This is a genomic window from Prevotella sp. LMAG:51 (assembly GCF_008680225.1).
In the GTDB taxonomy this organism is placed as follows: Bacteria; Bacteroidota; Bacteroidia; order Bacteroidales; family Bacteroidaceae; genus Prevotella; species Prevotella pectinovora.
Window position 1 is genome coordinate 143,177 of sequence record NZ_NALQ01000018.1, and the last position, 15,161, is coordinate 158,337.

12 protein-coding genes and 1 pseudogene are annotated in these 15,161 nt (G+C 38.2%); 3 read left to right on the forward strand and 10 right to left on the reverse strand.

The genetic code is table 11. The features are described 5' to 3' along the window. Positions 1 to 30: 30 nt before the first annotated feature. Both CCC32_RS06735 and CCC32_RS06740 read left to right on the forward strand, forming a co-directional pair. Positions 31 to 633, forward strand: coding sequence for a DUF6088 family protein (locus CCC32_RS06735; protein ID WP_287073219.1), 603 nt, complete (start codon positions 31 to 33; stop codon positions 631 to 633). Next, a complete protein-coding gene (locus tag CCC32_RS06740) occupies positions 630 to 1,646 on the forward strand; it encodes a nucleotidyl transferase AbiEii/AbiGii toxin family protein (RefSeq protein WP_287073222.1) in 1,017 nt (338 codons plus the stop codon). Before CCC32_RS06735 ends, CCC32_RS06740 begins: the two co-directional genes overlap by 4 nt. Before the next feature lie 224 nt (positions 1,647 to 1,870). Here CCC32_RS06740 and CCC32_RS06745 read toward each other — a convergent pair whose 3' ends face one another. The 3 genes from CCC32_RS06745 to CCC32_RS06755 all read right to left on the reverse strand — a co-directional run bounded on the left by CCC32_RS06745 (position 1,871) and on the right by CCC32_RS06755 (position 4,273). Further along, a complete protein-coding gene (locus CCC32_RS06745) occupies positions 1,871 to 2,482 on the reverse strand; it encodes a hypothetical protein (protein WP_287073225.1) in 612 nt (203 codons plus the stop codon). A gap of 57 nt (positions 2,483 to 2,539) precedes the next feature. Then, a complete protein-coding gene (locus CCC32_RS06750; RefSeq protein ID WP_287073226.1) occupies positions 2,540 to 2,971 on the reverse strand; it encodes a DUF6712 family protein in 432 nt (143 codons plus the stop codon). A gap of 753 nt (positions 2,972 to 3,724) precedes the next feature. Then, positions 3,725 to 4,273 (reverse strand): hypothetical protein, encoded by a 549-nt coding sequence (locus CCC32_RS06755; protein ID WP_287073227.1) that lies wholly within the window; start codon positions 4,271 to 4,273, stop codon positions 3,725 to 3,727. Positions 4,274 to 4,477: 204 nt separating this feature from the next. On the opposite strand from CCC32_RS06755, the pseudogene CCC32_RS06760 reads away from it, so the two are divergent. Then, positions 4,478 to 4,678, forward strand: a pseudogene (locus CCC32_RS06760) (prolyl oligopeptidase family serine peptidase); the annotation flags it as partial. A 429-nt stretch (positions 4,679 to 5,107) separates the two neighbouring features. Here the strand turns inward: CCC32_RS06760 and ltrA are convergent. The 7 genes from ltrA to CCC32_RS06795 all read right to left on the reverse strand — a co-directional run bounded on the left by ltrA (position 5,108) and on the right by CCC32_RS06795 (position 14,766). Next, entirely contained in the window at positions 5,108 to 6,514 is a 1,407-nt protein-coding gene (gene ltrA, locus CCC32_RS06765) for a group II intron reverse transcriptase/maturase (protein WP_153136868.1), read from the reverse strand. Between the two features lie 446 nt (positions 6,515 to 6,960). Continuing rightward, the gene (locus CCC32_RS06770) at positions 6,961 to 7,434 is read right to left on the reverse strand and encodes a hypothetical protein (RefSeq protein ID WP_287073228.1); all 474 of its coding nucleotides are present in this window, start codon (positions 7,432 to 7,434) and stop codon (positions 6,961 to 6,963) included. A gap of 12 nt (positions 7,435 to 7,446) precedes the next feature. After that, positions 7,447 to 9,645 (reverse strand): peptidase domain-containing ABC transporter, encoded by a 2,199-nt coding sequence (locus CCC32_RS06775; RefSeq protein WP_287073229.1) that lies wholly within the window; start codon positions 9,643 to 9,645, stop codon positions 7,447 to 7,449. Positions 9,646 to 9,763: 118 nt separating this feature from the next. Continuing rightward, the gene (locus tag CCC32_RS06780; RefSeq protein ID WP_287073230.1) at positions 9,764 to 10,552 is read right to left on the reverse strand and encodes a hypothetical protein; all 789 of its coding nucleotides are present in this window, start codon (positions 10,550 to 10,552) and stop codon (positions 9,764 to 9,766) included. 29 nt (positions 10,553 to 10,581) lie between these two features. Continuing rightward, positions 10,582 to 12,624 (reverse strand): TonB-dependent receptor, encoded by a 2,043-nt coding sequence (locus CCC32_RS06785; protein ID WP_287073231.1) that lies wholly within the window; start codon positions 12,622 to 12,624, stop codon positions 10,582 to 10,584. Positions 12,625 to 12,742: 118 nt separating this feature from the next. Beyond that, positions 12,743 to 12,925: a hypothetical protein gene (locus CCC32_RS06790; RefSeq protein ID WP_264949015.1), complete on the reverse strand. Its 183-nt coding sequence runs from the start codon at positions 12,923 to 12,925 to the stop codon at positions 12,743 to 12,745. A gap of 2 nt (positions 12,926 to 12,927) precedes the next feature. Next, the gene (locus tag CCC32_RS06795; RefSeq protein WP_287073232.1) at positions 12,928 to 14,766 is read right to left on the reverse strand and encodes a radical SAM protein; all 1,839 of its coding nucleotides are present in this window, start codon (positions 14,764 to 14,766) and stop codon (positions 12,928 to 12,930) included. Between the last annotated feature and the right edge of the window lie 395 nt (positions 14,767 to 15,161).

A 15,161-nucleotide genomic window follows, 5' to 3' on the forward strand; every position in this document is an offset into this window, starting at 1 on the left:
GAGTACTTTTGTGGTACAATATAAAAAGGTATGTCAGAAATAACGAAACGAATAGAAAATATGCATGAAGGGCAGATTCTCTTCATTTCTGACTTCTCAGACCTTAATGGTAATGAGAAGGTGGTAAGCCGTGCCCTTTCTGCGGAAGAAAAAAAAGGAAACATTGTCAGATTGGCTAAAGGTATGTATCTTCGCCCGAAGAGCACACGATTTGGAATAGTGTACCCTTCGGTAGACGAAATGGTAAAAGCAATAGCCCATCGTGACAAATCCAAGGTACAGCCATGCGGGATGACAGCACTTAATATGTTAGGATTATCCACACAAGTGCCAACAAAGTACACCTATTTAACATCAGGAAGTAGCAGAAAACTGAAATTGGGTGATCGTCTAATAGAACTGAAAAGAAGCGTTCCAAAAAATTTCGTTTTCAAGACTACATTAGGAGCCTTATTGATGCAAGCCCTGAAAAGTTTAGGTGAAAAAAATATCAGTAAGCAGGAAATTGTCCAGATAAGTAAGCTCATAGACAATGAGAAACGCATGGAACACTTCAAACTTGACATCTTATTGATGCCAATATGGATGAGAAAACTAATAACGAATATCATTAATAACGCCAATAAATCATGACACTTTGGGTAAAACATACAAAAGCAGAGCGTATAGCATTGCTACAACGTGCAGAGGAGAAATTTCATATCAACCAATTAGCATTAGAGAAGGATTGTTGGGTGACAATGGTACTCAACGCCTTATTCAAATGTTCATGCTCAAAAGAACTCATTTTCAAAGGAGGTACAAGTCTTAGCAAAGGTTGGAACTTGATAGAAAGATTCAGTGAAGACATTGATCTGTCCGTCAACCATACATTTTTTGGAATAGAAAAAACTACCAAGAACCAACGTGAGAAACTTCGCAAGAAAGCACGCCGATATATACTTGATGTTATCTCCAATGAATTGGAAGACAACTTGAAGAGCATGGGTATAAAAGGGTTTCGTATAGAAAATGTAGAAAAAACAATAGATGACAATGGTGTCGCAACGACTGTTGCGAGTGATAAAGACCCATCAGTGATATTGGTTCACTATAATTCTATTTTGAAAACCACCAATGAATACATACCGCCAAGAGTAAAAATAGAGATTAGTTGTTTGTCTATGAATGAACCGACAGAAGACCGACTGATATCTTCGTATGTTGAACAGACATTTCCTGGAGAGGATGATGCTACTAGCACAACCATCAGGACAGTAGTGCCCACACGAACATTCTTGGAAAAGGCGTTTCTGTTGTGTGAGGAGTTTCAGAAGAAGGAACCTCGCCATATTCGTATGTCCAGACACCTGTATGATTTGGAGCGTTTGATGGACACGGATTTTGGCAAACAGGCATTAGAGGACAAAAACTTGTATGAACGTATAGTAAAACATCGCTCTATATATTATTCAGTTGGATATGTTGATTATGACAAGTTAATGCCAAATGTGATAGATTTCATACCTCATGAAGGACTTATTCCAGATTGGAAGTCAGACTATGCAGAAATGTGCGACCACTTCATATACGGTACTAAACTATCGTTTGTAGAACTTATAGACCGTATGAAAGAATTACAAAAACGATTTAGGAAAATAAAATAAAGGAGGGTCTACATATACACCTCAATCCCATTCACCTCAAATATACACACGTCACGAAGCTGCCGTTCGTTAGAGTCCAGTGGCTTCATTCGTCTTATGTCTTTTTAAATAAGACAGACTGAGGCTTCCACAGCCTTCGTAGAAGTCTTATTTGAGGGAGATAAATTGAAAAATACTTCCATACTGCGAAAGTAGGGAAGCATTTGGGTGGGGGAAAAGACAAATTATTTATTATCATAATCATCTATTATTTTAGCTACGTAACCAAAAGTTATTTTAACTTCATCCAATCTCTTATAGTATGCTTTTGTAAAAGCATCTGTAGGATCTTTTAGCTCATAATTTATGGGATATTCATTAAGAATTAAATTAAATTGGTCATAATCTTTATCTGTGCATATTATTTGCATTCGAATATTTTGTGCAGTTTTGATGTCAGATACATTCTTAATCATTTTTGCTCCAAAGTCAGCACCTATGAAAGAAGTTTTTGTCTTTGATTCTTTATAGAATAATATATCATTACCAACATAAATTATAACTTTACAGATTTGTTCAAATAATATACTTTTTGTGTCCCAATATGTAACAAACCATATTTTTTTACTAGAAAAATTAAAAACAAAAGCTTCTAATTTGTTATACTCATATAAAGGATAACAATATTTTGAATTAGGTAATTTAGAAATTCTTTTTTCCAACAGTTTTACATTGTATTTATATCTCAAAGATTTATATATTTCATTAATTGTAAATACAATAAACATAATTAACAGAGTGGATAGTAAAGACCAAATGCCATCTGCACAAATGTAAAGAGTTAAATTAGGTATCATATTGTAAGATTATTTATATAATTATTTTGTGCAAAAGTAAGAAAAATAAAATATAAATCAAAAGAAGTATCCACCAGTTTGCTTTTTATTTTTATATCCATGGTTATCAAAGAGTCTGGCGGTGTCAGATTGTTTCCAGTTTTGGAAAAGTTCTTTGTTGCTTGTTCGTATGAAATTGACGGCATCGATGATGGACGGTATTGGGAATTCGCCAGTTCTCAGTATTGAGAACTCTATCGCACGAATACGGTTGCTTAATTTCAGATATGCATTAGGATCGGGAGAGTCTGAAAAGTCGTTCCTGATGATATATTCCCGAAGGGTTTCCATTAAACTATCAGAGAAATAGTCATTAGCCAGTTTCTCCTCAATGATGATGATTGTCTCCAGGTATTTCGCCCATATATGCTCATGATATCCGAGGTTGTGGACCACATCAAGAGTCGGGAACATAGTACTTGCGAAGAAATAATATTGGTCGCCAGCCACCTCTTTGAGAGTGTTGGGAACGTATCTCTTCAGAGTATCTTCTAGAAATACGATTTGTTTTTTTATGGTCCGGAGTCGGCAGCATTGCTGTTGGCGGTAATTGCATCGTAGTATTGCTGCTGGTTGGCATACACCATGTTTTCCACCGACCTGCTTCACTGCTTCACCATAATGACCGTTTTTGTATGTAAAATGGGCACGCTGCTTGCCCAACCGGGGCACGATGCTTGCCCATCATGGGCAACGTGCTTGCCCCAGTTGGGCAGAATCTGTGTCAGACGTCTGCCCAATAAGTTAACCCCAAACGGTCATTAGGACGTTTACTTTATTTTTCATGACTGCTTGCTGCCTTTTGCCTTTTATAAGGCGTCTTTTGCTTGTTTTTAATTCGCAATAGCTCGCTATTACTCATTAAAAGACAAACAAAATACACTCTTCTAAAAGAGCAAAATACAAGCAAGCCCTAATGGCCGATTTGGGTTAATGTTGTAATACCATATTCCTGTTTCCAAGATTCTGCCGACACATGTAATTTCTCTCATCAGATAATTCCTGACAGTTTCAAATCATCCAGACAGTTTCAAACCATCCAGACAATTGAAAACAACTGTCAGGTCGCTAACTGCCTGTATGCCAATGCGCTATGAAGAAAACCTGATGATCTGACAGTTTTCGCGTGATTTCAGATGATATGGCAAAATCTTTACATTTGCCGATGTTTTGCCTGAAACGATGCCCTGTGCCCCGTGTTTGTCAGTTCAGCTTCGTCATGTGGTAGCCGAGGCGTTTCAGTTCCATCGACATGCCCATGAGATACATCTGGTGGAGGGCAGACACATAACCCTGGAAAACCTCGGGAGTGCCGGGTTCGAGGTGCTGGTGGTAGAGCAGGTTGTATGTGCGTGAGGCACATTCGCCCACGGTCTTTGTCATCATGGCGTGGTCCTCCTCGGCGAGCAGCAATACTTTCTCGCAGATGTAGTCGTCCATGTGGTCGAAGTCGCGCTGGTCTCTCAGATATTTATACAGGTCGCCAACTTTGCTGTAGAGTTCCCAGTCGGTGTCCCAATATTTCGCTATCGCCATTCCGATGAACATCATCCATCCGAGCGACACGGTGGGGTAGGCGTTGAACTCCCTCATCCCGTCGGGCAGATAGCTCTCGCCGATTTTCTGCCACAGTTCCTCGATGTCGGGAGCCTCAGGCAGACGCTCGTCCACTTTTCCGATGGAGAGCAGGTATTGGTGGAGGTCGGTGTGGAACAGCTGTTCCAGATTCTTGATGTCTTTATTCAATTCCATATATATATGTGTTTCTTTTTTATGCTTGTGAGTAAGTGTTATACATTTGCTGAGCCAGTTGTCATGGTTAATGCAAAGGTAAGATTATATTTTCAAATATCGGCATTTATTCCGTCGATGTACTATATTTCGGGAATTTTTGAGTAAGTTTGCATTATAAATTTATATGCGAATGAAAACACTATTTATTGCTTCTGCCCTGGCTACGACGACCGTGTGGTTCCTGCCCATTCGTTCAAGTTCGCTGCCCGTCTGCAGGAGTGTCAGGCAGGCAGGGCCCCAGTCCTGATCCGTATCGACAGCAAGGCAGGCCATGGCAGCGGCAAACCATTGTCTAAGGTGATGGAAGAGACAGCCGACATCTACGGCTTCATAATGTATAACATGGGAATGAAGATGAAATAATGGCAGATTTCGGTTTGTGCCCTAATGACCTCTAAGTTTGCAGAAGATTGCGACGAAGTCGCATAAACTCCAAAATAATCAAGGTAACTCGCTCTAAATTGGACTTTGATTGAAAATCAAGAAGTTGGGCGTTTGCCTATATTATATAGGTAACAATATGGAAACGAGCGGACTTCTGCTCGTTTCTGTATTTTGCAATATGCAAAGAACGCCTCAATTCGGGTACAAAGATACGATAAATTTCTAAATATCCCATAACACGCTAGGAGAAATTTATGGAATTTAGAACTTTTGCGTAAAATCTGATGCTTACCAACACAATATGCATCCAAAAACAATCGAGTAGGAGGAAAACGAAGCAGTTTTCTTCCTACTTTCGTTTTCCGACCTCTCACACCACCGTACGTGCCGTTCGGCATACGGCGGTTCCTATTTTGGATACCATTCGAGATACGCATCCATTAAAGTAGCATACCCTGCAGAGCGCAGATTATTGTTGTTTATCGCCCTCGTTAATACAGGACTGTCAGCTATGCGCCAATAGCCCTTGCGAGTATTACCCCATTCGTATGCTTGGTATTTATTGATACCACATTTAATGAGGTTTGCCACTTTTGTCTTGGGTTTCTTCCAAGCTTTCCATATACACATGCGGATTCTACGTCTTAACCATTTGTCTGTTTTACGTAAAAGACTTTTCATATCGGCAAGATGATAATAACCAACCCATCCTCTTATGTATTCTTTCAGTTTTTGCTTTCTCTTGGCATATCCCCAACCATTGCTGCGACTTGTCAGTTCTTTCAACCTTGACTTCATCTTAGCTTTGGACTTTGGATGTACCGTGAGTTGGCATTTGCCTTTCTTCACATAAAAGGAGTAGCCGAGGTATTTCACTCCGCGCACATACGACACTACGGTCTTTTCCTTGTTGACTTTGAGATATAGAGTATTCTCTATAAATCGGGTTATAGACTCCTTCACTCGCATTGCAGCCCTCTTGGACTTGCAGAATATCATCGAGTCATCTGCATAGCGTACAAAGGGAAGCCCTCTGCGTTCAAGTTCTTTATCCTGTTCGTTGAGCATGATGTTACTCAACAACGGACTTAGCGGTCCTCCTTGGGGAGTCCCTTCCTCGCTCGCTTCGAACAAGCCTTTGTTCATTACACCACTTCGGAGATATTTGTGTATAAGACTGACAACTCTGCCGTCTTTTATCGTACGGCTGAGGATTTCTATGAGTTTGCTATGACTCACCGTGTCGAAGAAGCGTTCAAGGTCAAGGTCTACTACATATATGTAGCCTTCGTTGATTATCCTTTGCGCTCCTCGCAGTGCGTCATGGCATCCTTTTCTCGGGCGGAAGCCGTAGCTCGTCTTGGAGAATTGGTTCTCATAGATGGGAGTCAGTACTTGGTTGATGGCTTGTTGCACCAGACGGTCTACTACTGTAGGTATTCCTAACAGGCGCTTCTTGCCATTGTCTTTGGGTATTTCTACCCTTTTCACTGGGTTCGGACGGTAAGAACCGTCCATCAAGGAACGGATGAGCACGTCCTTATTGGTCAAGAGCCATGGGAGCAGCTGCTCACATGACATCTTGTCGATACCACCACAGCCCTTGTTTCTCATCACTGCTTTGTAGGCTCGGCTGAGATTTGCAGGACTAAGGATTTGCTCGAAAAGGTGTTCCTTGTCGAATGGTACTTCCACGATGTTGTCTTCACACATCCACATAAAGGTCTGCACTCCCCCATACCATTCGGTTTCCGACCTATCTCTTTGGGGACAGCCATTAACTTGGGATAATGTTTTCTGCATTCTTTCCTTCATAAGGTATGTTTCAATTACTATCGTTTAATATATAGGTTCTGCCCTTTATGCAACATTATCGAGTATTGCACTACTATGGCGTCTGCTGACTTCTCACGGCAAGCTTTACTCCGCTTCTTTCGTAAAAACAACTATTTGAAGCGTCCGTGAGACCTCCTCGGATAAGGGCATTGTCTTTCCATCTTATACCTACTTCATTTACACCGACCATTCCGAATAGCTATGGGACTTTGATTTGTGTTGCAATCTTATCCATGGTCAAATGCCTTATATGAAGTTTCTGTTCGTTAGGTCAGATGTTTGCCGCCAGCTTCCTTCAGATTTCACCTTACGATGAACACCCTTGCTCTTGGCTATGTAATTCCCGCTATTAGGGCTTACTCGGGACTTTCACCCGTTAGACAATGCTCATGCCGAGCGTACAACAGCAGGTATTCGGATATAGTTTATCCGAATACCTGTTGCCATAACGTTTTATTGCTGAAGATGATTCTGACATCGGCTTTCATGTACTGTTGCAATATTGGGGTATTTTGTCCCTGTGTGCTCACAGTGGCTGTAGCCATAAAATAGTTGCCATCTTCCCTATGTATGAGTTTGGCATTATGGCTTATGATGTTGCAGTTATAAGATGCATTGTCGTTGCCCTCGAAAGAAACATGAGCTGTCCTTGGCTCATCGAAAAGATGCAAATACTTATATGGTACAAACACTTGCACTGTTCTTTGATTGATGACCTCACCATTAACCTCTATGGATATAGGATAAGGTATCTTGTAGAAAGCAACTGCGAGGGCGAGGACTATTATCGTAATGACAACCGTTCCCAAGCTGACGAGGCGAGGAGGAACTTTACCTATCACGTTCCTCACCTTCTCGCTTCTCAATTCGATATTATCATCTGATTCTTTTTCTTCCATATCAAACGCTTTTTAGTTTCCCAATTCCAACTGATTCTTCACAAGATTATAGTATGCCCCTCGCTTGGCGGTCAAAGACTCATGGTTGCCTTCCTCAACCACTTTGCCATGGTCGATGACCACGATTTGGTCGGCATTCTTCACCGTACTTAGGCGATGAGCCACAATCACAACAGTCTTGCCCTTGTAGAACTTATCCAAGTTCTCCACGATGCTTCTCTCGTTGTTAGCATCTAGCGAGTTGGTTGCCTCGTCAAGGAAGATATAGTCAGGATTCTTATACACCGCCCTTGCTATCAAGATACGCTGTTTCTGTCCTTGGCTCAGTCCCACGCCATCACGCCCAATCTTAGTGTTGAACTTCAGAGGCAAAGCCATCACGTAATCCTTGATGCAAGCTATCTCGGCAGCTTTCAACAACCTTTCCTTATCTATATCGCCATCATCAACAGCAATATTTCTTGCAATACTCTCCGAGAAGATAACACCATCCTGCATGACAACACCACATTGTCTGCGCCACCACTTTTTGTTGAGTTTGTTGATGTCAGTATTTCCTATGTTGATTTTTCCCTCCAAGACAGGATAATAACCAAGCATCAAACGAATGAGGGTGGTCTTTCCACTGCCAGATGCACCAACGATGGCTGTTACCTTACCTTGCGAAATGTGAATGCTCACATCATCTATGGTCTTGCGCAAAGCATGTGGGTCGTACTTGAACATGATGTTCTTGATGTCAATGCCCTCATTCTTGTCTTCAATGGAAGTTTGCAAACCTTCCTTTCCGTTCTCATCATCCATTTGGTGAATCTCGTTGATACGCTCCAAGCTAATCTTCACATCTTGCAGAGAATAGAAGAAGTTCATCAGTTGCTCCACTGGTGAGTTGAGTTGTCCGATGATGTATTGTACGGCAAGCATCATACCGAGTGTCATTTGTCCATGAATCACGGCTGTTGCAGCCACTACCGTGATGATGATGTTCTTCACCTCATTGATGAAGATGCTTCCTGCCTCCTGAGTTTGTTGGAGCTTGAGCGATTTCATCTGCACACCGAACAAGTCTGCTTGCGTGTCCTCCCATTCCCATCTTCTACGCTGCTCACAATCCTGCAACTTGATTTCCTGCATGGAGGTGATAAATTCGTAGGTCTTGTTGTTGTTGATGGCTTGTTGCTCGAACAGTTCATAGTCGAGCACCTTTCTCCGCTTCAAGAACAATGTCATCCAGCCTCCATAGAGGATGCTTCCCAACAGAAAGATGGCAAACACCAACTTGTTGTAGAAGAACAGCACTACGGAGAACACCACGAAGGTGAGCATGGCAAAGGTGATGTTGAGCGTCTGCTGCGTGAGGAAGTTGTTCACACGGCTATGGTCGTTCATTCTCTGCATCAAGTCGCCCATGAGTTTCGTATCAAAGAAAGACATTGGCAATTTCAAAAGCTTAATGAAGAAGTTGCTCACTAGCGAAATGTTGATGCGCAGCGAAATGTGAAGCAGCAACCACCTACGGATAAAGTCGATAGCCGTTCGGCTGATAGTGAGAATCAACTGCCCCAACAGGATAAGCCAAACAAACCCTATGTCTTGATTCTTGATGCCAACATCAACTATAGATTGGGTAAGGAAAGGCAAAACAAGTAGCAAAAGGCTTCCAATCACTAATCCCAAGATGATTTGTCCGAAATACTTGCGGTATTTCTTCACATACCCAAAGAGAAACCGAAAAGATCTTTTTTCTTTGACATTCTCTTCGCACTCCATATTATAGGTAAAGAATGCAGGAGTTGTTTCCAGAAACATAGCAATGCCCTTGTCTTCACCATTGGAACTGGTGCTTATCCAATGTTGCTTGAACTCATTTAAGCTATAAGTTACCAATCCTTTTCCAGGGTCAGCCACATAGAATTTCTTTTTCCTTTTAACCTTATATAGGACAACGAAATGATTTTGATTCCAATAAAGGATGCATGGTAGTGGTTCATTACTTAGCATATCAGTAGTTGCTCTCGCACATACAGTATGCAGCCCAAGAGTATTTGCAGCCTCATTGATACCTAGCAGAGAAACCCCTTCAGTTGTGGCAAAACAAAGTTTCGACAGAGAGTCCACCGTATACTCTCTGCCTAAATATTTACATATCATTTGCAAGCAAGCTACGCCACATTGCATGGAGTCATGTTGCTTATAAAACAGAAGACTCATTTCTCAATATATGATACAAGGTAACATTTATAAATGCAGCTTTTCTTATTCGGCTAGATGTTCATTGGAAACATTTATCCTATAAGACACTATCTGACAACCTCAATTGGTTAGAATCTTACTTTCCAAATATGCCATATATTATTTGTCCCACAGGTAGTCCTAGTCCTATTTTCTTCTTTCCATGTCCTACATTTATGTATGGCGTAACAATTGGTTCCATTTCATAATGGTTTTTGGGTCCCATTCGTTCAACGACTTGTCCTCCCATCTGTATTCCAAAATGCTCTGATGGGTTATAGTTAATATAACCGCCAAACCTAGAAACCTCATAATAGCCAAGCATAGAGGGTGTCATAAAATCCCCATTTGGCATTAATGGCATGACATTATTACCATAGTAATATGCAAATGCTGTAAATGAAAACGGAGACGAAAGTTGATAAGTTAATTGCCCGAAGATACCTAACTGTCTAAGCAAACTGTTATAATAACCATATTTGTTTACTATACCAGATACTTGAAAATGTAGTTTTTCTTTTCTGAAAGAAAATCCTAACATCCCCTCTTCTTTATTCATCATACCAGGATATGCAGTAACTGCAACCATCCCTGACAATGTCATGTCATGACCTTGATATATTATTCCCTGTTCGGCAGACGAACTACAATATATAGGTATTCTACAATAAGATAATAATACTAATGGATGAATTGGGGCTATGGACCACAACTTTGGACTATAGGTATTAATACTATAATTGTTATAGAGACTATCTATCTGTTCATTATGGAATTCTTGAGTAGGAATATTATTCTCTCGCATCAAAATGATTTTTCTATCTTCCGACTGTGCATGACAACTAATTGCTACAAAAAAAGTAAAAATAATTTCTATATATCTCATAATTAAACGATTTACAAGTGAAAAATATTCTATTTGCCCGTTCCAAAGCGTGATGTGTCAATGCTATAATCCTTAGGCTTAAAGCCATTGAAACGCCAAATAAAAGTCAGCTTAAGATTACTAGTCATATCAAATACCTTCATTTTGTAATCTTGCCCTTTGTCGTTGATGGTCATTGTTGGTGACCACTGATTAAATATATCATCGACTTTCAAATCAAGTTCACAGCAAAGCTTTCTACCGAATAGCCATTTAGCTCCCGCATCAGCCTTCCACATACTTGACATGTTTGCAATCCCTTGTAATGAAGGTGATATGTATGAAAAATCTACGCTCAATGAAATGGGACTATTTTTGCTAAATTTTAAAGAACTATTAAACTTGCCATAGAAAATCCATTTATCGTTATCGAAACTTATATCATGGAAATGGCTTGCTTTTTCTCTCTGATTAAAAAAATTGGCAGTGGTTGTTACCTTCCAAACATCCCCAATATTGAATGGGCAGTGTAGATTGATACCTACCAAACGTTTGTAATTCATATTTATAGTCTGGTAGATTAGATTCTGCGTATTCGGAGACTGGTATGGCAACCAAACTGTTGCTTTGTCATCATATTGGAAATACAGCGTAGCTACATATTTCTGTTTAAAAATGTAATTAAACTGTGTAGAATAGTTGACATATGGCAGGAGAGATGTATTTCCTATGGACACAATATAATTGTTTATATAATTTGTTCCACCATGAAGTTCCCAATATAATGGATATATACGTTGTGAACTAAGATTGACTTGGAATATACTTTTGGGATTCTTGTGATATGTAACACCAAGTTGCGGAATAAAGCTCCAGTTGTTCTGATAATTATTGTGGCAAAATTCACCTTTGCTCGAAATATTGAATGACAGTCCCCAATCAAAAGAACGCTCTGTGCCAACATATACACTGACTACATCTTCATTTAGTGTGTTCTTGAATTTACCCATTTCTACAGATTGATACACCTGTAAACTATGGTCAATTGAGCGCTGGTATTCAACGCCATAATTTAGTTTCCATTTTTTCAACAGATGCTCTTGGTCCACATAAAGATGAAAGCGATTAATAATCTGACTATTTGTCGAATTTAACAAGTCTGTAAAATTTTGAGAAAGGAATTGTTCCCTATTTTCATTATAATAGGTATAATCACCTCCGACTGTCATACCAATAGGAGTTTCGTATCTTAAAGCTATGTTGTGATAATTTATTGGTGACTCAAAATTGTAGTTATTGTTAAAGCGACCAAGGGAGCCTACATATAAACTTCTTATTTTTGAATCAGATACAATTTGCCCATTATAGGTCAATTTTAATGATTTCCACCCCATTGATGTGTATATAGTATTCGCCCAGTTATTTCCAATTCGGTGCATATCATCTTCTATCATTGTATATGTTCCGTTAAGTAGATGGTTAGAAAATGTATGTTCGTGTCCCCAAGATTTAGTTCTTGACAGACCATAATTAAGGTCAAATGTCCAATCCTTAATGGCATATGTAGCAGACAAAGCTCCACCATAAGAACAATAATGAGCCTGATTATAACCTGTGCGAAGTTGCCCTTGTAATCCATCAAGTGGCTTTGGTGAATTTAAAACAACATTAATAACTGCTCCATTGACATGATACTTTGCAGGAGCAGAATACATAATTTCAACATTCTTTAAACGGTCAACAGGTGTTGTATAGAGCAACTGATAAAGATTTTGCAATGGCATATTTGTCAATTCTCCGTTAACAATAATTGTGACATTAGACGCTCCTGTCAGCCAAATCATGCCATTATTATTTGTGACACCAGGCATATATCCAAGAGCCTCCAATATATTGCTTACAGGTTTATCTTTGACAATTTCAGTTAAGTTCACAACTAAAATGCCATTTTCATCTTTTATATGAGGCTTATTGCTTTTGATGATAATCTCATTAAGTTGTTGAGTTGGTATTGTATCACAGTTGTTACTTGCACACATTTTAATACCAACAAAAACTAATATTAAAAGAAATAACAAACGAAGATGTTTCATATTACCATTTAAATAGATACAAGAATAGCCCTGTCATAACTTTAAACTGCAGTGAGTTTAATATGTAAAATGGCCGAGACTATTCTTGTCGTTTTGTTTAACCATTCTTATACCTTTTTTAAATATAGAAAGAACCGTGTACCCCGGGTTCCCCTTTGTAAGGTGCAGGAGCAACAATACTATGCTTATTAGTTTGGATATCATTGGTGAATGGCTTAACGGTCTGTCCACCTTTAAGTGAAGCAGCTTCTTGGGCAAGAATATCCAACTCCTGCACCGAAATTTTCTTAATTTCTTTCATACCTAAATTATTTTATTCGTATTTATTATGCTTACGCATTCTTCTCTGAAAATGCTATAATAAAGAAGCCCTTGACTATATAGGGCAGTTATTGTATCTTTAATATCTGTTTCCGAAGTTGCTTTAAAATGTTCTAAAATTTCTGTTATTGACCGAACTTTTTCATTACAAAACATCAATATTTTCCAATGAATACCGTTCCTTTCAAAAGATAAAGTATTAACCTCTATGTTATCTCGTCTCTCTTGATAAATTATTGTATTATTTGATAACACAATCAACTTATATGAGAAGGTATGCACATCAAAAAAATGGTCTGTTGCAACAAAATTATTCCAAAGTGGATTTTGATATTTCCTTACCAATTGATAGATTTTAAATTCATCGTCATGACGGACATACCCCTTAGGTAGTCGTTCCATTACAGGGTCATAATACATTTCGTTCGTCTTTCCGTTTGAACATATTTCCTTATAATAGCGTGACATTTCATTAACAGCTAGCATTGACACATTATGCTTGATGTTGCCTACACTTTTATAAAATCTCATAAAATACAGATTATCAATACTTTCTAGTATATCTGCATCTGTTTCGTCTAATAAACCTCTTAGTACATTTAATCCTACTACGTTAATGTCATACTCAATTGCCCATTTAATGAACAAAAGATTGCTAGCAAAACTATTTTTCTTGTTAATCTTTACAAGTATATTGTCACTGACGGATTCGTATCCTATTTGAACATAAACGAAACCAGCCAAGGCCATTTCTTTTACTTCCGTCTTGGAAATACCTCTTGTAATAATTTCTGCCAAATTAATCTTAAAATTAGGATAATCTTGCTTTAAACCAGATAACAAGGTTAATAGGTTATGAAAACGAGAATAATCATTGCCAATAACATCATTATCAAGAAATGAAAAATTGAACACATTATATTTGGATATCAAAAAACGAATTTCGCTTATGATATCTTCTGGCGATTTTACTCGATAACGATAACCTTGATTCAAGAAACAAAATTTGCATCTATTCCAATGACATCCACGACTACTTTCAATTGTTAAATTTATTTTATCCCTCGTTCCCTTATATACATTGAAATAATCATCGAAATCACTATTGAAGCAGTCATTTAGTGAAGGATAGCTCTCAATACGTTGAAGTGACAATTCGATATTGTTATTTTTTACACGATATGCCATATGAGGAACAATCGCAGGATTATCCAAATTAAATGCCAATTTCACAAGACTAATTTCTCCTTCTCCCCATAATGCAAAATCAAATTGAGGAAAATTTTGGAGAAAAGCTTTTGCCAGATTTGGATTACCAATTCCTCCAATAGCAATCTTACAGTTTGGGTAAAGAATCTTTATTTCTTTTGCTAAAATTGAAGCAGGAATCCATTGAAAAAGATTCATAGAAAATCCCATCATAAAAGGAGTCTCTTGTAACTCAGAGCTTAAGACTTCCTTAATACGATTTTTCAATAATGACACAGCATCCCTTATATGCTTTTTAAAATCAAAAGAAGAACTAAAATAGTGTGGATTTAATGATTTTAAAATAATCTCTTGTTTTAACAAAGCATCCTTGTCATTTTTCTCTATTGCGATGTAGGCATAAAATACTCCTAAATAATCAACTTCTGATATTTTGTCCATTGAAGACTCTCGCAAATAAAATCTTATAATATCCTCAAAGAGAATATTCCAATATAAGATTTTACAATTAAAGCCAGCTTTTTGTAATGCACCTTTCAGTACAGTCATGGCCGGTGAAGGCATGTCTGTACTAGCAGGAGGAAGCCAATTCAATACAATTTTTTTATTCATAATGCTATTGTTATTAACAAACAAATTAATGCCTATTATTTTACTAAAGTCTTTTTCCTATATGTTGCAATCTTTTAAAAAATGAACAACTATTACTTAAAGACTATTTCATAATGCAAATATAAGTATTTTTTTCAGAGTTATCACATATTTTTATGTTAAAGATTAATAAACATGCATATAAAAGGTGTTTTTCTAGAAATAGGCATAGAGAATGCTATTGCCTATTTCTATTATAAATTGTAGGTAGCTATTTCCAATTTAATCTTTATTTTAGTAATGTTCAAAAATAACTTGCGCAGAAAATTAACGATAGTAGTGTGCTATTCCTAAGAGTGTACGATAAAAATTGCACAAGATATTTTTTACATGTTACTTAGTGAAACCCTCGTAGG